18 protein-coding genes and 1 pseudogene are annotated in these 23931 nt (G+C 74.0%); 12 read left to right on the top strand and 7 right to left on the bottom strand.

Going from position 1 to position 23931, the window contains the following annotated elements; translation table 11 throughout:
* Position 1: 1 nt before the first annotated feature.
* A complete protein-coding gene (gene map / locus ANAE109_RS12420; protein WP_012097214.1) occupies positions 2–988 on the top strand; it encodes a type I methionyl aminopeptidase in 987 nt (328 codons plus the stop codon).
* A gap of 100 nt (positions 989–1088) precedes the next feature.
* Here map and ANAE109_RS12415 read toward each other — a convergent pair whose 3' ends face one another.
* Positions 1089–2873, bottom strand: coding sequence for a DNA mismatch repair protein MutS (locus tag ANAE109_RS12415; RefSeq protein ID WP_012097213.1), 1785 nt, complete (start codon positions 2871–2873; stop codon positions 1089–1091).
* A gap of 206 nt (positions 2874–3079) precedes the next feature.
* Here ANAE109_RS12415 and egtB point away from each other — a divergent pair, with 206 nt between their 5' ends.
* The 3 genes from egtB (at position 3080) to ANAE109_RS12400 (ending at position 6291) form a co-directional block, all read left to right on the top strand.
* Positions 3080–4357: an ergothioneine biosynthesis protein EgtB gene (egtB, locus tag ANAE109_RS12410; RefSeq protein ID WP_012097212.1), complete on the top strand. Its 1278-nt coding sequence runs from the start codon at positions 3080–3082 to the stop codon at positions 4355–4357.
* A 5-nt stretch (positions 4358–4362) separates the two neighbouring features.
* On the top strand, positions 4363–5340 hold the full coding sequence (egtD, locus tag ANAE109_RS12405; protein WP_012097211.1) for an L-histidine N(alpha)-methyltransferase: 978 nt from the start codon (positions 4363–4365) through the stop codon (positions 5338–5340).
* A gap of 105 nt (positions 5341–5445) precedes the next feature.
* On the top strand, positions 5446–6291 hold the full coding sequence (locus tag ANAE109_RS12400) for a hypothetical protein (RefSeq protein WP_012097210.1): 846 nt from the start codon (positions 5446–5448) through the stop codon (positions 6289–6291).
* A gap of 67 nt (positions 6292–6358) precedes the next feature.
* Here ANAE109_RS12400 and ANAE109_RS12395 read toward each other — a convergent pair whose 3' ends face one another.
* Together ANAE109_RS12395 and ANAE109_RS12390 are read right to left on the bottom strand one after the other, a co-directional pair.
* Positions 6359–7531: a DUF5700 domain-containing putative Zn-dependent protease gene (locus ANAE109_RS12395; protein ID WP_041448314.1), complete on the bottom strand. Its 1173-nt coding sequence runs from the start codon at positions 7529–7531 to the stop codon at positions 6359–6361.
* Positions 7532–7703: 172 nt separating this feature from the next.
* The gene (locus ANAE109_RS12390; protein WP_012097208.1) at positions 7704–9650 is read right to left on the bottom strand and encodes an acyl-CoA dehydrogenase family protein; all 1947 of its coding nucleotides are present in this window, start codon (positions 9648–9650) and stop codon (positions 7704–7706) included.
* 133 nt (positions 9651–9783) lie between these two features.
* Between ANAE109_RS12390 and ANAE109_RS12385 the strand changes: the two genes are divergently transcribed.
* From ANAE109_RS12385 to ANAE109_RS12375, 3 genes are all read left to right on the top strand, one after another.
* Positions 9784–10281 carry a ferritin gene (locus ANAE109_RS12385; protein WP_012097207.1) on the top strand — a complete coding sequence of 166 codons (498 nt, stop codon included), beginning with the start codon at positions 9784–9786 and terminating at the stop codon, positions 10279–10281.
* Between the two features lie 155 nt (positions 10282–10436).
* Entirely contained in the window at positions 10437–12998 is a 2562-nt protein-coding gene (locus ANAE109_RS12380; protein WP_012097206.1) for a M1 family metallopeptidase, read from the top strand.
* Positions 12999–13008: 10 nt separating this feature from the next.
* A complete protein-coding gene (locus ANAE109_RS12375; protein WP_041449135.1) occupies positions 13009–14310 on the top strand; it encodes an MFS transporter in 1302 nt (433 codons plus the stop codon).
* Positions 14311–14320: 10 nt separating this feature from the next.
* Here the strand turns inward: ANAE109_RS12375 and ANAE109_RS12370 are convergent, their stop codons facing one another.
* Entirely contained in the window at positions 14321–14647 is a 327-nt protein-coding gene (locus tag ANAE109_RS12370) for a hypothetical protein (RefSeq protein ID WP_012097204.1), read from the bottom strand.
* Position 14648: 1 nt separating this feature from the next.
* Positions 14649–15593: a hypothetical protein gene (locus ANAE109_RS12365; protein WP_143827960.1), complete on the bottom strand. Its 945-nt coding sequence runs from the start codon at positions 15591–15593 to the stop codon at positions 14649–14651.
* A gap of 261 nt (positions 15594–15854) precedes the next feature.
* Here ANAE109_RS12365 and ANAE109_RS12360 point away from each other — a divergent pair, with 261 nt between their 5' ends.
* Positions 15855–17594, top strand: a complete 1740-nt coding sequence (locus tag ANAE109_RS12360) for a chloride channel protein (protein ID WP_012097202.1) — start codon at positions 15855–15857, stop codon at positions 17592–17594.
* Positions 17595–17728: 134 nt separating this feature from the next.
* Positions 17729–18337, top strand: coding sequence for a TIGR02265 family protein (locus ANAE109_RS12355; protein ID WP_012097201.1), 609 nt, complete (start codon positions 17729–17731; stop codon positions 18335–18337).
* Here ANAE109_RS12355 and ANAE109_RS12350 read toward each other — a convergent pair.
* Together ANAE109_RS12350 and ANAE109_RS12340 are read right to left on the bottom strand one after the other, a co-directional pair.
* Entirely contained in the window at positions 18294–19250 is a 957-nt protein-coding gene (locus ANAE109_RS12350) for a CPBP family intramembrane glutamic endopeptidase (RefSeq protein WP_012097200.1), read from the bottom strand. The two genes, ANAE109_RS12355 and ANAE109_RS12350, sit on opposite strands and share 44 nt — an antisense overlap.
* A 455-nt stretch (positions 19251–19705) precedes the next feature.
* Positions 19706–20233: pseudogene (locus ANAE109_RS12340) on the bottom strand (HNH endonuclease); the annotation flags it as partial.
* Positions 20234–20962: 729 nt separating this feature from the next.
* Between ANAE109_RS12340 and ANAE109_RS12330 the strand changes: the two are divergent.
* The 3 genes from ANAE109_RS12330 (at position 20963) to ANAE109_RS12320 (ending at position 23931) form a co-directional block, all read left to right on the top strand.
* Positions 20963–22219 (top strand): TIGR04013 family B12-binding domain/radical SAM domain-containing protein, encoded by a 1257-nt coding sequence (locus ANAE109_RS12330; protein WP_041448310.1) that lies wholly within the window; start codon positions 20963–20965, stop codon positions 22217–22219.
* 108 nt (positions 22220–22327) lie between these two features.
* On the top strand, positions 22328–23005 hold the full coding sequence (locus ANAE109_RS12325; protein ID WP_012097197.1) for a hypothetical protein: 678 nt from the start codon (positions 22328–22330) through the stop codon (positions 23003–23005).
* A gap of 2 nt (positions 23006–23007) precedes the next feature.
* A complete protein-coding gene (locus ANAE109_RS12320; RefSeq protein ID WP_012097196.1) occupies positions 23008–23931 on the top strand; it encodes a 4Fe-4S dicluster domain-containing protein in 924 nt (307 codons plus the stop codon).

The following is a 23931-nucleotide window of genomic DNA, read 5'->3' as shown; positions in this document are numbered from 1 at the left end:
CGTGAACGAGACCGAGCTGCTCGCGCGGGCGCGGCCGGGGCGCAACGACCCCTGCTGGTGCGGGAGCGGGCAGAAGTACAAGAAGTGCCACCTGGACGAGGACGCGCGCGCCTCCCCGGCGGCGCCGGCGCGGTCCGTCCGCGCCCGGCTCCGCCCCGGGGTGGTGTCGCCGCGCCGGCCGGTGCCGGCGGCGATCTCCAGGCCGGACTACGCGTCGAACGGGCGGCCGCGCGCGCAGGGCCGCGACGTGAAGACCGCGGAGGAGCTGGAGCGGCTCCGCCGCGCCTGCCGGGCGGCCGCGCGCGTGCTGCGCGTCTCCGGCGAGGCGGTGCGCCCGGGCATCACCACCGACGCCCTCGACGAGATCGCGCACGCCGAGACCATCCGGCTCGGGGGCTACCCGAGCCCGCTCAACTACCGCGGCTTCCCGAAGTCGCTCTGCACCTCGGTGAACGAGGTGATCTGCCACGGCATCCCAGACAGCCGCCCGCTCGAGGCCGGGGACATCGTGAACCTCGACGTCACCGTGTACCTCGACGGCATGCACGGCGACTGCTCGGCGACCTTCCTCGTCGGCGAGGTGGATCCGGAGGGCCGGCGGCTCGTCCAGGTCGCGCGCGAGTGCCTCGCGAAGGGCGTCGCGGCGGTGCTGCCGGGCCGGCCGATCTCGGACATCGGCCGGGCGATCGAGGCGCACGCCTCGCGCCACGGCTACGGCGTGGTGCGCTCCTACTGCGGCCACGGCATCGGCGAGACGTTCCACACCTCGCTCCAGATCCCGCACCACTACGACCCCTCCGTGCGCCGGCTCATGGAGGAGGGGATGACCTTCACGATCGAGCCGATGATCACCGAGGGCACCTGGCAGGATCTGCTCTGGGACGACGGCTGGACCGCGGTCACCGCGGACGGGAAGCGCTCGGCGCAGTTCGAGCACACCATCGCCGTGACCGGAGGCGGCGCCGAGATCCTCACGAGCGAGGGGTGATGGCGCCCTTCGGAGGCTTCAGGCTCCGGGCTTCAGGCGACGGGACGGGACGCGCCTGCGGAAGCCTCCGGCCCGGAGCCCGTGGCCTCGTGTGACTCCATCAGACCCGCAGCCCCACCGCGCGCATCAGCGCGAGCGCGTTGGAGTGCGCGACGACGCCGGGCCTGAGCCGGTAGTCGAAGGCGATCTCGCCGTCCCTCACCTGGTCCTCGAAGTGCCCGTTCGCGAGCGCGCCGTCGGCGCCGGCGAGCTCCGTGAGCGCGAGATCGTGCGTCGTGACGAGCCCGAGGGCGCCCCGCGCGAGGAGCCCGCGCACCACCGCCTCGGCGCCGATGCGGCGGTCGTGCGAGTTCGTCCCGTGCAGGATCTCGTCGAGCAGGAACAGGAGCGGGAGGGCGCCCTTCGCGAGGTCGACGAGCTCCTTGAGGCGGGTGATCTCCGCGTAGAAGCGGGAGCGGCCCGCCTGCAGCGAGTCCTGGATGCGCAGGGTCGCGCCCGGCTGGAGGGGGGTGAGGCGCAGGCGGGCCGCGCGAACCGGCGCGCCGGCGAGCGCCAGCACCACGTTCACCCCCACCGTGCGCAGGTAGGTGCTCTTCCCCGACATGTTCGAGCCGGAGACGAGGAGCACGCGGGGGCCGTCGCCGCCGAGCCGCACGTCGTTCGGCACGGCGCTGGCGAGGAGGGGGTGCCTGAGCGCGTCGCCGTCGAGGATCGGGGTCCGCCCCGGCGAGAAGTCCAGCACCTCGGGCCAGACGTCCTCCGGGTGCTCGTAGGCGTAGCCCGCGAGTGAGGTGAGCGCCTCGAGCTCGGCGAGCGCCTCGAGCCAGCGGCGGATGCCGCGCCCCGCCGCGGCGCGCCAGCGCTCCACCGCGGCGGCGTGGAGCGGCGCCCACCCGAGCGCGAACGCGATCGGCGCGAAGAACTGGTTCCGTCCCCACTCCATCCGCGCGACGATCCGCACCAGCGCGGCGATGCGCCCCGACGCCGGCGCGCCGCCGCCCCGCAGCGCCCCCTGGAGCGCGGCGAGCCGAGGGTCCTCGAGCGGCTCCGCCTCGAGCCGCTCCAGGAGCAGCGAGAGCACCCTCAGCTCGGCCGCGGGCCGCTCGACGCCGCCGAGGACGCGCCCCATCCGACCGCGCAGCGCCCGAACGAACGCCCATTGCGCGAGGAGGACGAGGAGGAACGGCACCGGGCCGAGCCCCGCCGCCCACGCCCACGCCGTGCCGATCGCGGCCGCCGCGAGCGCGAGCGCCGCCGGGCGCACCGCGGTCGGCAGGAGCGGCGGGGCCTCGCCCCAGGCGGCCAGCCCGGCGGGCTCCACGCCGGCGCGCACGTCCTCGCCGAGCACGGCGAGGTCCTCGCGCAGATCGAGGCGCGGCGCGAGGGCGCCGACCGCGCGCTGCCTCGCGCGGGCCTCGGCGGCGGGGGCGGGGTGGAGGAGCCAGGCGGCGAGCCGCTCCTCACCGGGCCGCGTGCGCGCGGCGCACACGAGCTCGAAGAGCGAGCCGCGCCCGAAGAGGTCCAGGTCGAGCGCGTACGGGTGGGCGGGGTCGGCGAACCGCTCTCCGGGGTTGCCGGCGCCCGCGAAGCGCCCGTCCATCCGGGCGAGGGCGGCCTCGTGGAACGCCACCGCGCGCCGCGCCCGGGCGCGCGCCGAGAGCACGCGGTCGTGCAGCACGGCGAGCGCCACGAACGCGCCCACGGGCGCGAGGAGCCACCAGCCGGAGAGCCGGTGCTCCGCCCACGCGAGCCAGGCGACCGCGGCGGCGGCGGCGAACAGCGCGAGCCTGCCCCAGCCTACCCGGGCATCCGCGCGGTCGAGCCGCGTGACGCCGGCGCGACGCGCGTCGAGGCGGCGGGAGATCTCCTCGCGGGGGCTGGGCACGGCGCGGGAGGGTAGCGCGGAAGCGGTGCGATCGCATCGATCCAGGCGAATCGGGTCGCGGCGACGCCGATGCGACCCGCTCGGGACCCGGACCTCCACCCCGGACGTGCGAAAGGGTCCGCCGCGTTGCCCGGCCCCCCCTGCGTGGAAAGCTTCAATGCGGCACGAGCCGGACCGACCGTCCGGCGCCGGGGAAGCGAGGGAAGGTGGCATCGAGCTCGGGGGGCGCAGGGGGTGCGGAACGCGCGGCGGCGCTCGCCGAGCGGCTCGCTCGCGTCCGCCGCCGCACGCTGGAGCTCGCCGCTCCGCTCTCTCCGGAGGATGCGCTCGTCCAGTCGATGCCCGACGCGAGCCCCGCGAAGTGGCACCTCGCGCACACCAGCTGGTTCTTCGAGGCGTTCGTGCTACCCCGGGTGGAGCAGGCGTTCCGCCCGTTTCACGAAGCGTACGCCTACCTGTTCAACTCCTACTACGAGGCGGTGGGGCCCCGGCAGCCGCGCCCGCGGCGCGGGCTGCTGTCGCGGCCGCCGCTCGACGAGGTGGTCCGCTACCGCGCGAACGTGGACGAGCGCCTGGCGGGCGCGCTCGCCGGCCGACCCGCGGACGAGCTCCTGGACGTGGTCGAGGTGGGGATCGCGCACGAGGAGCAGCACCAGGAGCTCCTCCTCACCGACGTGAAGCACGCGTTCTTCTCCAACCCCCTGCGCCCGGCCTACGCGCCCGAGGCGCTCCCCGCGCGGCCACCCGCCACCGCGGCCCCCCCGCTCGCCTTCGTCGAGCGCGCGGGCGGGACGGTCGAGATCGGCGCGCCCGCTCACGGGTTCGCGTTCGACAACGAGCGGCCGCGCCACCGCGCCCTGCTCGAGCCGTACGCGCTCGCGAGCCGGCCGGTGACGAACGGGGAGTGGCTCGCGTTCATGGACGACGGCGGCTACCGGCGGCCCGAGCTCTGGCTCTCCGACGGCTTCGCGGCGGTGCAGCGCCACGGCTGGCGGGCGCCGCTCTACTGGGAGCTGGGCGACCGCGACGCGTGGCGCGTGTTCACGCTCGCCGGGTCGCGCCCGCTCGATCCCGCCGAGCCGGTGGCGCACGTCTCCTACTTCGAGGCCGACGCCTACGCCCGTTGGACGGGGGCGCGCCTGCCCACCGAGACCGAGTGGGAGTCGGCGGCGGCCGGCGCCCGGGAGGATGGGACGTTCGCCGACGACGGGCGCTGCCATCCGGCCCCCGCCTCGGCGGCGCCCGGGCTCCGCCAGCTCCTCGGCGACGTCTGGGAGTGGACCTCCTCCGCCTACGCGCCGTACCCCGGCTTCCGTCCGCTGACGGGAGCCCTCGGCGAGTACAACGGCAAGTTCATGGTCAGCCAGCTCACCCTGCGCGGCGGCTCGTGCGCCACGCCGCGGGGTCACGTGCGTCCGACGTACCGGAACTTCTTCTACCCGGACGCGCGATGGCAGTTCACCGGCGTACGACTGGCGAGGTAGCGGGCGTGATCGGACTCGAGGGTGCGAGCATCGGGGTGGAGCAGCGGTCGAGCGAGTCGGCCCGGTTCCGCGAGGACGTGGTGCGCGGACTGTCGGCGCCGCGCAAGACCCTTCCGCCGAAGTGGCTCTACGACCGGCGCGGTTCGGCGCTGTTCGAGCTGATCTGCGAGCAGGCGGAGTACTACCCGACGCGGACCGAGCTGGGGATCCTCGAGGGCCACGCCGAGGAGATCGCGGAGGCCATCGGCCCCGGCGCGCTCGTGTTCGAGCCCGGGGCGGGCAGCGGCAGGAAGACGGCGCTCCTGCTCTCCGCGCTGGAGCGGCCGGCGGGGTACGTGCCGGTGGACATCTCGAGGGAGGCGCTGCTCGAGGGCGCCGAGTCCCTGCGCCGACAGTTCCCGCGGCTGGGGGTGCGGCCCATCGTGGCGGACTTCACCGGGCCCGTGGCGCTGCCGCTCGGCGACCTCCCGGCCCGCCGGCGGGTGGCGTTCTTCCCCGGCTCGACCATCGGCAACTTCGATCCTCCCGAGGCGGTCTCGCTGCTGCGGCGCATGGCTCGGGACGCCGGTCCGGGCGGGGCGCTCGTCATCGGCGTGGACCTGGCCAAGGACGAGCGGACGCTCGTCCGCGCGTACGACGACGCGCGCGGCGTGACCGCCGCGTTCGACCTCAACCTGCTCGCGCGCATGAACCGCGAGCTCGGCGGAGACTTCCGGCTCTCGGCGTTCCGCCACCGCGCCGTCTTCGATCCGCGCCTCTCCCGCGTCGAGATGCACCTCGAGAGCCTCGAGCCCCAGCTCGTGAACGTGGCCGGGGAGAGCTTCGCCTTCCGCGCGGGGGAGACCATCCACACGGAGAGCGCGTACAAGTGGGAGACGCGCGCCTTCGACGCCCTGGCCCTCATCGCCGGCTGGCGGCCGGAGCGGACCTGGACGGACGAGCGGGCCTGGTTCGCGGTGAAGCTCTACACGGCCGCTCGCTAGACCATGGTTCGTGATTCGCGATCACCTTCGGTGATGCGAATCACGCCATGGTCCAGGCCCGGCGAGCGGCGTCAGGAGGGAGCCCGGAGGGGGCCCTGAACGTCCATGCGAGCGCGGCGCACCGCGGCCGAGCTGGAGGCGCGCGCCGCTCGCGCGACGCCGCCCGGGGCGGTCCGCCCGCCGATCTCGGAGCCGCTGGCCATGCTGCGGCGGCGCGGCCTCGATCCCCGGCCCTCGCGCCCGGATCTGCCGTTCGCGCCGGAGCACGATCCCGTCGCGGTCGCGTCGCTCGTCGAGCGGCTGCGCCATTACGCCTTCCGGCTGTTCCTGCGCGGCGCGATCCTGCGCGGCGACGGCTTCACGCCGGGCCAGGCGACCCGCTACGTCCCGGCGGAGAAGGCGCGCGCCATGGCGGAGGCCCTCGTCGCGCTCGGGATGGCCGCCCCGCTCGCCCGCGGCCGCTACCGGCTGCTCCACCGCCCGCGCACGTTCGGTGGGACGCTGGAGTGGTGGCTCGCGGAGGAGCTGCGCACCCGGCTCGCGCTGGAGGTGGCGACCGGCATCCGCTCCGGCGCGCCGGGGGTGGGCGGCGATCTCGACGTCGTCGCGGCCGGGGAGGGGAAGCTCCTGTACCTCGAGGTGAAGTCGTCCCCGCCCAAGCACGTCACCCAGGCGGAGGTCGGCTCATTCCTCCGTCGCGTCGCGGCGGTCCGGCCCGACGTGGCGCTCTTCGTCGTCGACACCGCGCTGCGCCTCGGAGACAAGATCGTTCCGATGTTCGAGCTCGCGCTCGCCCGGGGTGGCGGCGCGGGTCCGCTCCGGCGCCTGTTCCGCGAGACGTGGGCGGTCGGGCCGCACGTGTACGTCGTGAACGCGCGCGAGGACCTCGTCGACAACGTGTGCCGGGCGATCGCGGAGGGGATCCGGGCGCTGGCGCCGCCCCCGCCGTAGGCGACGTCGAGGCCGGGAACGTCGATGGGGGTCGGGGTCGGGGTCGGGCAACGTCCGCCGACTCAAGTCACGGACCGTGAATGCGATCGAGCGGCTGCGGATGACCTGGCGCTTCCTTGCCGCGATCCTCCCCTAGATGCCCGATCGCCTGCGCGAGGCCGGCGTCGAACGTGCGACCTTCGGCTCCGTCTCGGACGGCCTCGTCATAGGAGACGAGCAGCCTGCGCGGATCGCGCAGGACGGTCAGCACCGCGTCCCTGCCTCCCGTGCGATCGATCGCCTGGAGCAGCAGCGCGCCGGCGGCGTGGAATCCGCCCGCGAGGAGTGGCGCGCGCGCCGCCTCGCACGCAGGACCGTCGAGCTCGCCGGAGAGCGCCCCCTGGAGCAGCCGCTCGACGTCGGCGAGCAGCGCGTCGCCGCGCTCGAGCTCTCGCGCCACGGACGCGTCGCGGCGGAGGCGCGCGGGGTCGCGCTCCGCGTCCACGAGCCAGGTGGCGCTTCCCTCCAGGACGAGCAGCTTCACGAGGCCGAAGGCGCGCGCGGAACGCGGATCGAGGTGCAGTGCCGGTGGGAAGCTCTCGAGCGCGGCCGTGAGCCCGAGGTGGTGCAGCTCGTGCGCGAACGTCGCGACCGCCGCGTCCGGGGTGAACGCCGGCACCTCTCCCGTGGACTCGAAGGCGCTGTAGGCGAGCAGATCGAAGTACACGTCGTCCCCGATCGCGGCGCCGCCGGCGCGGCCGCCCATGACGATGTGCAGCCGGGTGCCCCGGTCGAGCGGGACCGGGAGCGCGGCGCCTGCACGTCGATACGCCTCCGCAGCCGGGTCGCTCCGTCGCAGCGCGGAGAGCCGCTCGGCGAGCAGGTCCGTGTGCCCCGCACCCCAGCGCAGGATGCGAAGCACGTCGCGGAGGGCCTTCGCGCCTCGCTGGGCACGCAGGTCCGCGTCGGGCTCGAGCCGTGGCTCCCGGCCCGCCACGAAGTCGCGCAGAAGCTGCGCGTACCGAACCTTCGTGACCGTCCGGCCGACGTTCATCTGCGCGATGACGAGGTCCGTCCGCGGGTCGGCGAGCACTACCTCGACGTGCGCGAGCCCGCTCCGTCCCGCGGCGACGTCGCCCAGGAGCGCGAGCATGCGCTCCGCCTGTGCCACGTCGACCGGCTCGCCGGGTGCGCCGCCACAAGGGGTCGCCTGCGCGGTCGTCGCCATCACGAGGGCGAGCGTGAGCGCGCTGGTCGACACGGGCCTCCCGAATGCACGAGGGAGCGAGAAGAGTAGCACTTCACGTGAAGCAAGCGGGAGCGTATTGGCGCCGCGGCGTCGGCGCTGACGCGCCACGCGAGGACGCCCGCCCCGGTTCGACCGGAGCGGGCGTCCGCACCTTGCCCTGTCGGGCGACGAGCTCGGCGCCGGCTCACGACACCGGCTGCGGCTCGGCGAACACGGGCGGCCGCGATCCCTCGCCCACGGCGGCGGGCCTCGCGGGCGTCGCCCCGGGGAGCCTCGGCCGGAGCTCCTCGACGGTGACGTCGAGGCCGATGCCGCCCTTCTCCAGCCACTCGTACTTGCCGTCGAGCACCGCGCGGCCCATCGCGTACGCCTTCGCGTCGTCGTTGCTCCAGAGGGCGCCGAAGAGCGCCCGCACCTTGCGCCGCGTGGTGAGGCAGAAGTGGTCGGCGAGCCTGGCCGCGTCCTCGGCCTCGGGACGTCCGGCTTCCTTCAGCGCCTGCGCCCGGGTCACGCTCGCCGCCATGGCGAACAGCTCGTTCGCGATGTCCACCAGGCGGAACAGGAACGCCTGCTTCCGCTCGGCGGCCGCCTGGAACACCACCATCGAGTGGAAGATCTCGCGCGCGAGCTTGCGGCTCGAGCGCTCGATGAAGCGGAGGTGCTTCGCGTTCCTGCCGAACTCGCCGTAGCGCGGGGCGAACAGCCCGCGCGCCCACAGCCCGAGGTACCAGGGCACGTAGAACGCGGCGAGCTTCGGGAGCTGGCCGAGCTTCTTGCCGACCGGGACCTTGGGGTCGATGAGCGCGCCGGCGACCTGCAGGTGCTTGTCCACCGCCTCCCGGGCCATGAAGAGGTGCATGACCTCCGAGGAGCCCTCGAAGATGAGGTTGATGCGCAGGTCGCGCATCGCGCGCTCGACGTCCGGGTCCGCCTCGCCGCGCGCGGCGAGCGAGCTCGCCTTCTCGTACCCGCGGCCGCCGCGGATCTGCATCGTCTCGTCGACGAGCCGCCAGGCCTTGACGGTGTTCCACTCCTTCGCGGCCGCCGCCTCCAGGCGGATGTCGTAGCCCTTCTTGTCGGCGAGCGACTGAGCGAGGTCGGAGACCGACTCCATCGCGTAGGTCGTCGCGGCCATCTCCGCGAGCTTGTGCGTGATCGCCTCGTGCTTCCCGATCTCCTGGCCCCACTGCACCCGCGCCGCGGACCACTTGCGCGAGAGCTCGAGGAACCGCTTGCCCCCGCCGACCACCGCGGCGGGCAGGGACAGCCGGCCCGTGTTGAGCGTGGTGAGCGCGATCTTGAGGCCGCGCCCCTCCTTCCCGATGAGGTTCTCCGCCGGGACCTTCACGTTCGTGAAGCGGATCGCCGCGTTGGCGAGCGCGCGCAGCCCCATGAACCGGCAGCGGTGCGTGACCTCCACGCCCTCCGAGTCCGCCTCGACCACGAACGCGCTGATGGCGTTGGTCTTGGGGTTCCGCGCCATGACCACGAGCAGCTCGGCGATCGTGCCGTTCGTGCACCAGAGCTTGGACCCGTTGATGACGTAGTGCTTGCCGTCGGGCGACGGCTCGTAGCTCGTGGAGAGGCGGGCCGGATCCGAGCCGACGTGCACCTCGGTCAGCGCGAACGCGCTGATGGCGCCCTTGGCGATGCGCGGGAGGTACTTCTGCTTCAGCTCGGGCGAGCCGAACAGCTTGAGCGGCTGCGGCACGCCGATGGACTGGTGGGCGGAGAGCAGAGCCGTGATGTTCGCGTCGTAGCCCCCGACGAGCTGCATCGCCTTTCCGTACTCGACCTGGTTCAGCCCGAGGCCGCCGTACTCGACCGGCACCTTCATGCCGAAAGCGCCGAGCCGCTTCAGCCCGTCGATCACCTCGGGGGGATACTCGCCCGTCTCGTCGATCTGGACGGGATCCACCTTCTCGCGCAGGAACTGCTCGAACGCGGCATAGAAGCGGCGGAACTCGGGGCGCTCCGGGCCTTCGAGCGGGTAGGGGTGGATGAGGTCGAGCCTGAGCTTGCCGAGGAAGAGCTCGCGGAGGAACCCGGCACCCTGCCACTCGGCCTCCCGCGCAGCCTCCGCGACCTCTCGGGAGCGCATCATCTCGTCGTTGCCCTGGATCACGGCCATTGCGCACCTCCGCTGATTCCCTAATCAAATTAACGCAACGCGCCTTGCCAACTGCCACACCCGTGAGGGGCCGGCTCGTCGAACGCCTGCCAGTGCAGATGACCACCGGAGCAGCCGCGAAGGAGGAGGGGAAATGATCGGACCGAAGATGAGCGAGGCCCTGAACCGCCACGTCCAGGCGGAGCTGTACTCGGCGCACCTGTACCTGGGGATGTCGGCGTGGTGCGAGGCGCACGTGTGGAAGGGGTTCGCGCGCTGGCTCCGGGCGCAGCACGCCGAGGAGCTCGAGCACGCGCGGAGGAGCCTCGACTTCCTCCTCGCGCGCGGGGGTGAGGCGCGCTTCGGCCCGGTCGAAGCGCCTCCTGCCGCGTGGGCCAGCGTGAACGACGTGTTCGAGAAGGTCCTGGAGCACGAGCGCAAGGTGACGTCCCTCGTGCACGAGCTCCACGCCGTCGCGGTGGAAGAGCGAGACACCGCGGCGCGGGTGTTCCTCGACGGGTTCGTCACCGAGCAGGTCGAGGAGGAGGCGGCCGCGGACGAGATCATCCAGAAGCTGCGCATGGTCGGCGACCGCCCGGGGGCCGCGCTCTATCTCGACAAGGAATACGGGAAGCGCGGGAAGGTCGCCTAGCGCGCGCCGGCGACGCGGGCGCGCTCGAGCTGGCCTCGCAGCGCGCGCCGCGGCCGACCCGGCGGGGTCCGGGAGCGGCGGCTGACGCGGAAAGTCCTGGTTGGCGACGGCGCTCCTCGGTTACCTCTGCGAGGCCCAGCGGAGACCACCGAGCCATGCCCCACCCCACCGACGAGCGTACGTTCCGGCTCCCGACCCACCTGCGCCCCACGCGCTACGACGCGACCCTCTCCGTGGATCTCGAGGGCAAGCGCTTCTCCGGGACGGAGCGGGTCGAGCTCGCCGCGGCGCAGCCGGCCGACGAGCTCGTCCTGCACGCCGCCGAGCTGGACGTGACGCGGGCGACGCTGCGCGTGGCGGATCGGGTCCTGGAGCCCGCCTCGATCACGCCCGTGGCCGCGAGCGAGACGGTCGTCCTGCGCTTCGCCGAGCCGGTGCCGGCCGGAGCGGGGACGCTCGAGCTCGCGTGGACCGGCCGCATGACCGGAGGGCTGCGCGGCCTCTACCTCGCCGGGAGCGGCCTCGCCGCCACGCAGTTCGAGGCGGCGGACGCGCGGCGCGTCTTCCCCTGCTTCGACGAGCCAGGGTTCAAGGCCCGCTGGCGGCTGGTCGTCGAGGCGCCCGCGGCGGCGGTCGTGCTCTCGAACGGCGCGCCGGAGCGCGAGGAGGCGCTCGGCCCGGGCCGCAAGCGGGTCGGCTTCGCGGAGACGCCGCCGCTCCCGACCTACCTCGTCGCGCTGGTGGTCGGCCCCATCGACGGGTCCCCCGCCACGAGCGTCCGCGGCGTGCCGGTTCGCACGTGGGCCTCCCCGGAGAAGCTCCCGCTCACCGGGTTCGGTCAGGACGTCGCCGTCGCGGTGCTGCCGCGCCTCGAGGACTACTTCGGCGTCCCCTATGCGTTCGGCAAGGTCGATCAGGTCGGGCTCCCCGAGTTCGAGGCCGGAGCGATGGAGAACGCGGGGCTCATCACCTTCCGCGAGGTGGCGCTCCTCCTCGATCCGCAGACGGCCTCCCTCGCGCAGAAGAAGCGGGTCGCGGAGGTCGTGACCCACGAGCTCGCGCACCAGTGGTTCGGCAACTGGGTCACCATGACGTGGTGGGACGACCTCTGGCTCAACGAGGCGTTCGCCACCTGGATGGCCTTCAAGATCGTCGACCGGTGGAACCCCGCCTGGCGCGTGTGGCTGGAGTTCGACCAGGGCAAGGCGGCGGCGATGCACCTCGACGCCCTGCGCTCGACGCACCCCATCCGCGCCGAGATCCGCGACGTGAACGCGGCCGGCGAGGCGTTCGATCTCATCACCTACGAGAAGGGCGGGGCGGTGCTCCGCATGATCGAGGGCTACCTGGGCGAGGAGCGGTTCCGGGACGGCATCCGCCTCTACATGCGGCGGCACGCGCAGGGGAACGCGGTCGCCGACGACCTGTGGTCCGCGCTGGGGGAGGCGTCCGGAGAGCCGGTGGTCGAGCTCGCGAACGCCTGGATCGGCAAGCCCGGGTTCCCGCTCGTGCGCGTCGCGAGGGAGGGGCGCAGGCTCGTGCTCGAGCAGCGCCGCTTCTTCTCGGAGCCCGGGGCCGGGGAGGGCGACGACTCGCTCTGGCCGGTGCCGCTGGTGGTTCGCCACGGCGACGGAGAGCGCGTGACCGAGCAGCGGGTCCTGCTGCGCGAGCGGCGCGCCGAGGTGGAGCTCGCCGGCGGCGCCGAGCCCGCCTACGTGTGCGCGAACGCGGCCGCGACCGGCTTCTACCGCGTGGCGTACGACGCCGCGGGGCTCGACGCCATCGGGCGCGCCGTCGGCCGGCTCGCCCCGGCGGAGCGGATCCAGCTGCTCTCCGACGAGTGGGCCCTGGTGCGCTGCGGCGAGCGGGAGATCGACGCGTTCCTCGACCTCGTCACGCGCTTCGGCGCCGAGGCGGACCACGCCGTCCTGGACGAGCTGGTGGCGCGGCTCTCCGCGATCGACCACCGGCTGCTCGCGGACGGCGACCGGCTCCGCTTCGCGGCGCTCGTCGTCACGCTGTTCGGCCCGCACCTCGCCGCGCTCGGCTGGGACGCCGCGCCGGGCGAGGCGGATGCGGTCCGGCTGCGCCGGGCGGCGGCGGTGCGCGCGCTCGGCGTCGTGGCGCGGAGCGCGGGGGTGGTCGGCGAGGCCGCGGCCCGCCTCGACCGGTGGATCGCCGGCGACCGCAAGGCGCTGGAGCCGAACCTGCACGACGCCTCCGTGGCGATGGCGGCGCGCGCGGGGGACGCGTCCCGCTTCGAGCGGTTCCGCGCGCTCTTCGCGAAGGAGACCGATCCGGCCTTCCGCCGCCGCTGGCTGCTCGCCCTCGCCTCCTTCGAGGACCCGAACCTGGCCGCGCGCGGCGTGGAGCTGGCCTTCACCGACGAGGTCCCGCTGCAGGACGTCGCCTCGTTCGTGGCCGCGCTCCTCGCGAACCGCACCGCGCGCCGGCCGTTCTGGGAGCGGCTGCGGGCGGATTGGGAGCGGCTGCACGCGCGCGTGAAGGGCGCCCCCATGCTGCTGCGCCGCATCGTGGAGGCGATGGGCGCGCTCGTCGAGCGGCGGGAGCTGGAGGAGGCCGAGGCGTTCCTGGCGGCGCACCCGCTCGACGAGGCGCGCCAGGCCATCGCGCAGACGCTCGAGCGGCTCCGCCAGGACGTGGCCCTCCGCGAGCGGACGCAGGCGGGGATCGGGCGGTGGCTGGAGGCGCGGTAGAGTGCGCCGCGTGACGACGACGCTCGCCTCCGACCCCGCGCGCCCGACGCCCCCCTTCCTGTTCCTCTTCCTCGATCTGCCGTTCGGGGCGGCGGTCGGCTACGCCATGATCGCCATGCCGTTCTGGCTGCGGCAGGGTGGCGTGCCGCTCGATCGGGTGGGCGCGATCAGCGCCGCGGTGTTCGCCCCGCACGCCTTCAAGATCCTCTGGATCCCGGTGCTCGACATCGGTTCGCTGAAGCGCGCCTGGTACCTCGCCATGACCGCGGCGACGGCGGGGCTCCTCGTCGCGGCCTCGCTCGTCCCGGACCCGCTGCGGAACCTGGGCCTGTACACGACCCTCGTGATGCTGGCCCAGGCGACCGCCACGACCGCGCACGCCGCGAACAACGCGCTCATGGCGATCACCACCCGGCTCGAGGACAAGGGCAAGGCGGGCGGGTTCTCGATGGCCTCGAACGTGGGCGGGACGGGCCTGCTCGGCGCCCTCGCGCTGTGGGTCTCGGAGCACGTCTCGCCGCGCGCCGGCGGCCTCGTCCTCGCCGTGGTGATCGTCGCGAGCGCGGCGCTCGCGCTGCGCATCGTCGAGCCGCGCCGCGTCGATCTGGCCGTCGCGCAGGCGGGGAGCCTGGCGCGGGCGCTCGGGCGGCACCTGTGGGAGATGCTGAAGGACCTGGGCCGCACGGTCCGCAGCCGCGACGGCTTCACCGGGCTCGTGATCTGCCTCGTACCGGTGGGCTGCGGGGCGCTCACGAACCTGTTCGCCGGGATGGCGCCGGACTTCGGCGCGACGGGGCGCGTGGTCGGGATCGTGAACGGCATCGGCGGCGGGCTGACGGCGGCGGCGGGCGCGCTCGTGGGGGGCTACCTCGCCGACCGCATGAGCCGGCGCCTCGCCTACGCGGCCGCGGGCGGGCTCACCGCGCTCTCGGCGCTCGCCATGCTGCTCGCGCCGCTCACGCAGACGACCTACGCGTGGGGCACGCTCGCCTACTCCTTCGCGAACGGGATCGCCTTCGCCACCTGGGCCGGCATGGTGCTCGAGCTCATCGGCCACACGGCCGCGACCACCACGAAGTACGCGCTGTTCAACGCCTCCTCGAACCTCGCCATCAGCTACGTCACGTGGCTCGACGGGTGGGCGGCGGGCGGGTGGCTCTTCCCGGCGGAGCTCCGCGGGTCGCGCGGCTCGCTCGCCATGGACGTCATGCTGACGCTCGCCGGGATCGCCGCCCTGCTGGTGATGGTGGCGGTGGTGCGGCGGCGCGCGGGGCCTTCGCCCGCAGCGTCCGCGGCGGACGTCGGAGGCTGACGGCCCTCGCTCAGCGGGGCGGGTACTCCGACTCCGCCTCGAGCGACCAGCTCCCCGGCGGCGCCGGCACCCACACCCGCACCTCGATCTCCTCGCCGTCCTGGGCGTGCGCGGTGGCCTCCGCCGGGATCGATCGCCCCGTCGCGCGGTCGCGCAGGCGGAACGTCACCTGGATCTCTCCCGCGCCGCCCTCGTTGCGGACGCGCGCGGCGGCGACCCAGCCCCCCGGCGCCTGCTCCAGCCACGACGCCGCGATCCGTGGTCGGGGCCCCGCGCACGCCCTCACGGCGAGGGCGAACGCTGCGGCGACGAGGAGGATCGTGAGGGCGCGCTTCACGTCACTTCCCCGGCACCCACGGCGGGAAGAAGATCACGGCGGCGAGGATCGCGGTCGCCGCCGCGACGACGACGGTCAGCGCGGTGAGCGATGGGAGCGGATCGGCGCGCCGCTCGGTCCGCCCGAGGCTCGCGAGCCCGAGCGGCTCCGGCACGATGGGGAGCTTGTGCTCCCCCTGGTACTCCCAGTGCGGCAGGAACCCCTCGTCGCGCAGGGCCGGGCAGATCGCCGAGAGGCGCCGCTCGAGCTCGGCGCAGTCCTCGGCGGTGAGGACGACGCGCGGCCAGAGGCCGTGCTTCCCGAGCGCGTTGCCGAGGTTGCGCCCGAACTCGGCCAGCGCGAGGAACTCGTGCGTGCCCTCGTCGTCGAGCGTCCCCCACTCGACGACGTCCACCGTCCGTCCTTGCCGGCGGCCCGCGACGTCGTCCACCTGGTGCGCGAAGTAGGCGAGGAGGTTGTTCGAGCCGTCCCGGCGGTGGGGGCGGTGCTGGACGCGCGCGCCGTCCACGTGCAGCCGCCCCATCGATCCCGCCGCGTCCTCGACCCGCAGCTCGAAGGGTCGGCCGGGGGCGTCCGCCCGCTCGAGGACCACGTTCACGGCGGCGAGGGGCGGCTCGGCCCGGGGCGGCCCGAGGGCCTCGTGCTTGGCGCGCTCGGCTGCGTCGCCGCCGCGCACCCGCGCGAGGAGCGCGAAGCGGAGGACCTGGAGCGCTCCGGGGAAGCCGCGCGCGCCGAGGACCCCGACGTAGGCGAAGAACACCGCGAAGAAGGCGAGGGTGAGCGTCTCGACGTTGGAGCGCTGCGTGAGGGTGACGAGCACCTTGCCCCGGACCGCGAGGAGCACCTCGCCGGCGACGGCCCCCATGGCGAGGGCGACGTGGAGCGCGGCGAGCCGGCGGGCACGGCGGGTGAAATCCCGCACGGTGTGTGCGCCGGGCTCCGCCACGACTTCCTTCGCCGGATCCACTCCAGGGAAGCTTGCGTCCCGACCCGGCAGGCGGTAGAGCCCTCGCGGCGACAGGCGTCACCCCAACGCCCGCGCGCCCGCGACCGAGCGTCGTGGTCGGTCGCGGCGGGACGGGTTGCCGGCGCGCCTGCCCCGTGCCGAACTTGGGGGACACGGGCGGCCCACCAACGCGTGGCTTCGACGACGGGAACAGGTCGCGGGACGAGCGCCACTCCCGGGGGGACGCCCAACGGCGCGCAGGTGCCTCCCGGCGGCGCGCCGCCGCTGTTCTTCCGCTCCCTGCGAGACTTCCTCCGCATCCTCCCGGCGGCCGCGCAGCGCTTCTGGGTGCTGGTCATCGCGACGGGGCTGCTGTCGGGCCTGGGCGCCGGGGCGCTCCTCTACGTGCTGCGGCTCGTCCAGGGGCTCGCCTGGCCGGACGCGGACCGGTTCATCGCCGCCGTCGAGGCGGCGGGGCCGCTCCACCGCGTGCTCGTGCCGACCGCCGCGGGCGCGCTCGTGACGTTGGTGTTCCTGCTGTGGCGTCGCCCCATGGGTGGTCACGGCACGGCGCGCATCATCGAGGCGATCTGGCACCGCGACCGGCAGCTCGCGCTCGGGCCCACCATGGTGCGCGGGCTGCTCTCCATCGTGGGCGTGGGCATGGGCGCGTCGCTCGGCCGCGAGGGCGCGCTCGTCCAGGCGGGGGCGGCTTCGGGCTCGTGGCTCGCCACGCGGCTCCGTCTCGACGAGCGCCAGGCGCGCGTCCTGGTCGCGTGCGGGGCCGCGTCGGGGATCGCCGCCGCGTACGACACCCCCATCGGCGGCGCGCTCTTCGGCCTCGAGGTGCTGCTCGGCTCGTTCGCGCTCGAGCTCCTCGGGCCCATCGTCGTGTCGTGCGTGGTGGCCACCGCCGTGTCGCGCATCCTTCCGGGCGCGCACATGACGTACATCATCCCGGAGTACGAGCTGCTCCACCCGCGGGAGCTCATCCCCGCCCTCGTCCTCGCGCCGTTCCTCGGGCTCGCGTCGGTCATCTACGTCCGCGTCATGGGCTGGGTGGAGGTCACCTTCGAGCGGTTCCCGCGCTGGATGAGGCCGCTCCTGCCGGTGCTCGGGCTCTTCATCGTCGGGCTCATGTCGCTGCGCTGGGCGCCGGTGCTGGGCAACGGCTTCGACACCGTGCACGCCATGCTGCTCGGGACCGTGCAGCTGAAGGCATTGCTGCTCTTCCCCGTCCTGAAGCTGCTGGCGAGCGCGCTCTGCACCGCCTCGGGCGTCCCGGGCGGCCTCTTCACGCCGTCGCTGTTCTACGGCGCGGCCATCGGCGGGGCGGCGGGCGAGCTGCTCGCGCTGGCGTTCCCGGGGCTGGCGCCGCCCGGCGCGCTCGCCCTCGTCGGGATGGCCGGCGTGCTCGCCGGCACGACCCACGCCGCGGTCTCCTCGGTGCTCATCATCTTCGAGATGACCGGCGACTACGGGGTCATCCTCCCCCTCATGCTCTCCGCCGCCATCGCCGCGGCGACGAGCCGCGCGATCGAGCCCGACTCGCTCTACACGGCGCCGCTGCGCCGCCGCGGCGTGCGCCTGCCCGAGTTCCCGCGCCCCGACTGGTTGCGCCGGACGCCCGTCGCCGCGCTGGTGGTGCCCGACGCCGAGCGCGTCGAGCCGACCATGCCCTTCGACCAGATGCTGAAGAAGCTCCTCTCGCTCCCGCCCGGCCACGATCTCTACGTGACCACGACCGACAACGAGCTCCTCGGCGTCATCCAGCTCGACGCGCTCAAGGGGACCATCTCCGACCACGCGCACCTCGGCATGATCGTGGCGGCGGACGTGGTGAACCGCGACGTGCTGCCGATCACCACGACGATGTCGCTCGCCGAGGTCGCCCAGCGCTTCGCCGAGACGGACCTCGAGCGGCTGCCGGTGGTCGACGATCGGCGGCGGCTGGTCGGGACGGTGGCCATGCGCCACGTGCTCGCGCGCGGGACGTTCTAGGCGGACGGCCGCTACCCGCCCGGGTACTCGGTGCGTGAATGTGGGAGCGGTGGTCGCGCCAGGTTGGGGTTGACACCTGCTGCGCGGGCCGGCGAAGTGACCGCCTGCGGTCCTTTGCCGCGCGGAGGCCATCCATGCCCGACAGCTCGAGCGCCTCGACCCCGAGTGGAACGCGCGCCACGGGAAAGGTGAAGGGAACGCTTCTCCTCGCGCGCCTCAAGTATCTGGAGGCCCAGGGGCCCGAGCGGGCGGGGCGGGTGGTGCGCCACCTCTCGAAGGCCGATCAGGAGGCGCTCCGGGGGATCGTGCTCCAGAGCGGCTGGTACCCCGCGGACCTCTTGCTCCGTCTCGAGATGACCGCGGCGGCGATCCTGTCCAACGGCGATCGCATCCGGCTCTTCCTGGACATGGGCCGCTTCAGCGCAGCGACGAACCTCGGGCCCGCCGGAGTCCAGCGCGCGTTCGTGCGCGAGGGAGACCCACAGCGGTTCCTCGCGGACGTCCCTCGCATGTACTCGTCGCAGCACTCCTCCGGGCGCCGGGTCCACGAGGCGACCGGAGAGCGCGCCGCGCTGGTCCGCACGTTCGGCGACGAGGAGATCGTCGCAGAGGACTGCCTGACGACGGTCGGCTGGCTCCAGCACGCGATCGAGCTCTGCGGCGGCCGGGGCGTGAGCGTGGTCGAGACCCGCTGCCGGTCTAGGAAGGCGGAGTGCTGCGAGTTCCGCTGCGAGTGGCAGTAGGCGGAGGCGGACCCGCGCCGGACCACAGCACCCGCGCGCCGTCCCGCGCGCTCCACGCGCCGCATCGCAGCACCCACGCCAGCGCGAGGAGGGCGACGAGCAGGGTCGGCGCCGCGGCCTCGAGGCCGCTCGGCGCGCCGGCGAAGAGCGTCGGCCGGTAATCGACGCTGAGAATGCTCGCCCCGAAGCTCATCCCGCTCGCGCGCGAGCCGAGCAGCGCAGCCTGAACCAGGTTGCCCGCGAAGTGGAAGCCGATGCAGGTCCAGAGGCTGCGGGTTCGGACCAGGAGAGCGCCGAGGAGGACTCCGTAGAGCGCCGTCGCGGCCGCGCCGAGTGCGGTGACCCCGGGGTTCGGATAGTGGATCGCGCCGAACACGCCGGAGACGAGCAGGATCGCGGGCCAGGGGCGGAGCCGCTCCACGATGGCCTGGAAGAGGTATCCGCGGAACAGGAGCTCCTCGTACAGGCCGACGAGGAGCGTTGCCGGGGCCGCCTGAAGCGCCAGGGCGCGCCAGTCGAGCGTCGTGCCCACGATGCGGGCGTGCCCCGTGACGAGGAGCGCGGCGAACCCGGCGACGAAGATGCCGCTCGCGAGGGTGGCGCCACGGGCGCCGTCGTACGCAGCCTTCCGGACGCCGCCTCCGAGCCCGAGGTCGGCGAGGCGGCGCGACTCGAGGAACCGCAACGCGAGCCACGACGCGAGGAGCACCGCGGCCACCCCCGTCAGGCGATACAGCAGGAAGTAGGGCTCCGCGCTCGCAGCGGGTCCGGGAGCGAGCCGCGCCCGGCCGGTCAGCAGAAGCCGCACGCCCCGCGCAGCCAGCGTCGCGGCGAGGAAGGCGGCGACGAAGCCAGCGAGGCGAGGCCCCAGGCCGGCGCGCCGCCGGGAGAGGTCGGAAGGGGGAGGAGGCATCCCGAGCCGCGATGGACGAAGAGTGTATCCCTTACCGCGCACGTCGGGGCCGCGGATCGCGCCCGTGCTGGCGGCCGGAGCCTCGCTCCTGCTTCCCGGTCGACCTCGACCTCGACCCCGACCCCGACCTCGACCCCGACCCCGACCCCGACGTCGACCCCGACCCCGACCTCGACCTCGACCTCGACCTCGACCCCGACGTCGCCCCCGACGTCGACCCCGACGTCGACCCCGACGTCGACCCCGACCGCGACCGCGACCCCGACCCCGACCCCGACCCCGACCCCGCGCGACCGTGGTGGGCACGCGCGAGGGAGCAGCACGAGCGAGGGAGCAGCACGAGCGAGGGAAAGCGGGCTACGAGGGGGCCGGAGGAGCGGCGTCGCCGCGCATCCGCCGCGTCGCCGGAAAGGTGCTGCGGTCGGCTTTGCTCCCGTTCCGTAGGTCCGCGGTCACGGTCCCCACAGGGCCTGCTGCGGCTCGGCAGGTCCGGCATCCACTGCCGCCAGCGGCAGCGCCAGGGCGCTCGCGGCTGAGGCGCGGTCGGGCAGCTTGCGCAGGCCCGCCCGCGGAGCGGTGCGCGCCTGGAGCGAGGCGACGAGGTGATCCACCTCGGCCTTGGTGCGGTAGGCGGCCCGGGCGACGAGGTCGGGCAGGTTCTCCTCGGTCAGCACCTGGCCGAGCAGCTGGACGGTGGAGATGCAAAGGCGGCCATCTCGCAGGGCGTCCTCGAGGCTGGGGAACCGGCGCAGCACCCGCATCGCCTGGATGCGTCGCCCGGCAGCGCCCTCGCGCAGGTGGAGCACCTCCAGGCAATACGCCCAGAGCGAGGGGTACCCGGCGTCCACGTACGCGCGGCGGCGATCGAACACCTCGAGGTGGAGGAGGAACTCGACCTGGACGTCGCGCTCCTGGCCGGCGAGCTCGCGCAGGCGCTGGGCGAGGAGGGTCGAGTCGAGGGCGGAAGGGGCGATCGCGGGCATGGTGCACCTCCTGTGCACCCTTCGTAACACGCGATGTCGGCCCCTTCGGAAACGCACCAGGATCGCGCCTGCGCCGTTTTCCGGCCCCGCCCCTTCGCCGTCCACGCGGCGCGCCGGACGCGCACGGCGCGGCCTGCCTGCGCTCGCGAGGTACGTGCTCTCGACGTACCGCGGACGTCGAAGCGCGTTTCGCCTCGAACCTCGTCAAGAGGGCAACGTTCACCCACCGCAACTGGGACTCGAGTGGCCCGTAAGCGCTGTCGCTGGAGATAGCAGGGACTATGAGTGAATGCCGCTAGACGGTTGCGCGACCTTCCTCGGACCTGCTCCGCCCGCTCCCCAGTCCTCGCGTCGACGGCGACGAAGACCCGCCCGTGCGATGCGCGAGGCGCGCCGAGAACTGAGCGCTTCTCCCCTCGATGCCCGAGCCCCGTCTGCGTACGGGCGACGGCACACGACCTGCCCGAATGCGCGTGCTGTCGCCGTGGGATGTGACGAATGAAGAGACCCCGACCTCGACCCCGACCTCGACCTCGACCTCGACCGCGACCGCGACCGCGACCGCGACCGCGACCTCGACCCCGACCGCGACCTCGACCTCGACCCCGACCCCGACCGCGACCTCGACCCCGACCTCGCCACGACCCCGACCCCGACCTCCCCCGTCCACCAAGCCCGCCCGGTCGCCCCTTGCCGCCGGGGCGGCCCCGGGGGAACCTCGGCCTCGCCGTGACGACCCTCGTCCTCCATTACCGCCGGACGGCGCGGCACGCGCTCAACGTGCTGCTCGGCGCGGTCGAGGCACACCCCGCCACCGCGGAGATCCCGGCGGTCGTCGCGACCTCGCCCGAGGCGGTGATCGACGCCGCCGCTGCGGCGCTGGCGAGCGGGCGGTGCCCGGTGGTGGCGTGGTCCTTCTACACCGCGAGCTTCGACGAGGTGGCCGCCGAGCTCGCCCGCGTCCGCGCGGCGCTGCCGGACGGGCGCGTGCTGCACGTCGCGGGCGGGCCGCACGCGAGCGCGGAGCCGGCGGCCACGCTCGGGGCCGGCTTCGACCTCGTGGCGGTAGGAGAAGGGGAGGAGACGCTGCCCGCGTTGCTCGCGCGGCTCTCCGTCGGCGACGATCCCCGCGCCGGCCCTGGCCTCGCCTGGCTCGACGGCGGCGGAGTGCGCACGAGCGGACGCGCCGCTCCGGTGGACCTCGACGCGCTCCCGCCCTTCGCGCCGCGCGCGGCGCGCATCGGGCCGCTGGAGGTCACGCGCGGCTGCGCGTGGGCCTGCCGCTTCTGCCAGACGCCGTTCCTCTTCCGCGCCCGATTCCGGCACCGATCGCTCGAATCGATCCGCCGCTGGGCGCGCCACCTCGCCGCCCTCGAGACGCGCGACCTGCGCGTCCTGACGCCCTCCGCGCTCTCGTGGGGCTCGCCGGACGGGGGCTGCGATCTCGCCGCGATCGAGGCGCTGCTCGCGACGTTGCGGGAGGCCATCGGACCCGATCGTCGGCTCTTCGTGGGGTCCTTTCCGTCGGAGCTCCGGCCGGAGCACGTGTCTGCCGAGGCGCTCGCGCTCCTCCGCCGCTACTGCGACAACCGCACGCTCGTCATCGGAGGTCAGTCCGGCTCCGACCGGCTGCTCGTCTCGATGCGGCGGGGCCACGACGCGGAGAGCGTCACGCGGGCCGCGCGCCTGGCGCTCGAGGCGGGGTTCACGCCGTCCGTGGACTTCATCTTCGGCCTCCCGGGCGAGACGGAGGACGACCGAATCGCCACGCGGGGGCAGATGCAGGGGCTCGCGGCGATGGGAGCGCGGGTCCACGCGCACGCCTTCATGCCACTGCCCGGCACGCCCTGGGGCGGCGCGGCCCCCGGGCGGATCGACGGGACGACGAGGGCGCTGCTGGGCCGCCTGGCGGCCTCGGGAGCGGCCCACGGTCAATGGCGGAGGCAGGAGCGGGGCCCGCTCGGCATGACGCGCAAGGGTGCGTAGCGCCGAGGTCAGTGGGCGCTCACGCCCCAAGCGAGCGAGCGCGAAATTGACCGGCGTCAAACGACAGATCAAGGCGCGGAGTAGTTTCCCCCGAGAGCGGGAGACACCATGCGCCTTGCCACCCACGCCGTCCCGATCGTCGCGGTCGCACTCAGCCTCGCGGCGCTCGCCGTGCGCGCCGCGGAGCAGAGCCTCTCGGCGCCCGAGGCCAAAGCCAGCCACGCGCCGGAGCCGGCCCGAGCGAAGGCCGAGGCGCCGCTCGTGCAGGCCCAGCCGCCGCCGTTCTCCGAGGGGATCTTCCCCTGCAGCGGCTGCCACTCGGATCCGGGCGACCGGACGCGGCGCCAGCTCGGCTTCCACGAGGAGATCCAGGAGGTCTTCGACCACGACTCCGACCACCGCTGGTGCCTCGACTGCCACGACGCCGCCAACCGCGACGTCCTGAAGCTCGCGAGCGGCGACACCGTGCCGTTCACCGAGTCGTACCGGCTGTGCGGGCAGTGCCACGGCGACAAGTACCGCGACTGGCGGGCCGGCGTGCACGGCAAGCGGGTCGGTCAGTGGGACGCCGAGAAGACCTATTTCCTGTGCGTGAACTGCCACAACCCGCACACGCCGAGCTTCAAGGGCGTGAAGGAGATCGAGGTGGACGGGAAGAGGACCACCGCCCCCACGCTGCAGCTGCTCCGGCCCGAGCCCCGCCCGCTCCGCCCCGAGGAGATGCGCGGGCCACCTCCCGGAGCCGCGAAGCGCGCGACCGCCACCGCCGGCGCCGGGGGGAAGTAGCCATGACCGATCGGAAGAGCCTGCCCGTGGTCGCGGACGAGCCCGCGGATCCCTCGCGCCGCGCCTTCATGCGGACGGCCGCCGCCGGCGCCGCCGTGGCGGCGCTGTCCTCCTGCGGCGTGGAGATGGAGGACTTCCTCCGCGGCCACTTCAAGGAGCTCTCGCCGGACGAGCTCCGGGGCGTGCTCGCCAAGGTGGAGAAGAAGAACCTCGAGCGCTTCGGCAAGAAGACCACGGTCGCGGCCACCGGGCCGCGCCCGGGCGTCGAGTTCGGCTACGGCCTCGACCTGTCGCGCTGCGTCGGTTGCCGCCGCTGCGTGTACGCCTGCGTGGAGGAGAACAACCAGTCGCGGCAGAGCCCGCAGATCCACTGGATCCGGGTGCTCGAGATGGAGAAGGAGCGGGGCGTCGACCTCGCCCACGCGAACCACTACTACGAGGCGGACGCGGTGCCGCGGCCGGGCAAGTTCTACATGCCGGTGCAGTGCCAGCAGTGCCGCAACCCACCCTGCGTGAAGGCGTGCCCGACGCAGGCGACGTGGAAGGAGCCGGACGGCATCGTCGTCATCGACTACGACTGGTGCATCGGCTGCCGCTGCTGCATGTCCGCCTGCCCCTACGGCGCGCGCCACTTCAACTGGGCCACGCCGAACCTGCCCGCCGGCGAGCTGAACCCGAACCAGCACTACCTCGGCAACCGGCCGCGGCCCAAGGGCGTGGTGGAGAAGTGCACCTTCTGCATCCAGCGCACGCGCGCGGGCCGCTACCCGGCCTGCGTGGAGGTCTGCCCGGTCGGCGCCCGCAAGTTCGGTAACCTCCTCGACCCGGAGAGCGAGATCCGCAGGGTGATGGAGACGAAGCGGGTGTTCGTCTTCAAGGAGGAGCTCGCCACGCACCCGCAGTTCTACTACTTCTACGCGACCTAG

Source organism: Anaeromyxobacter sp. Fw109-5 (assembly GCF_000017505.1).
GTDB lineage: Bacteria > Myxococcota > Myxococcia > Myxococcales > Anaeromyxobacteraceae > Anaeromyxobacter.
This window is presented reverse-complemented; position numbering and strand designations above follow the sequence as displayed.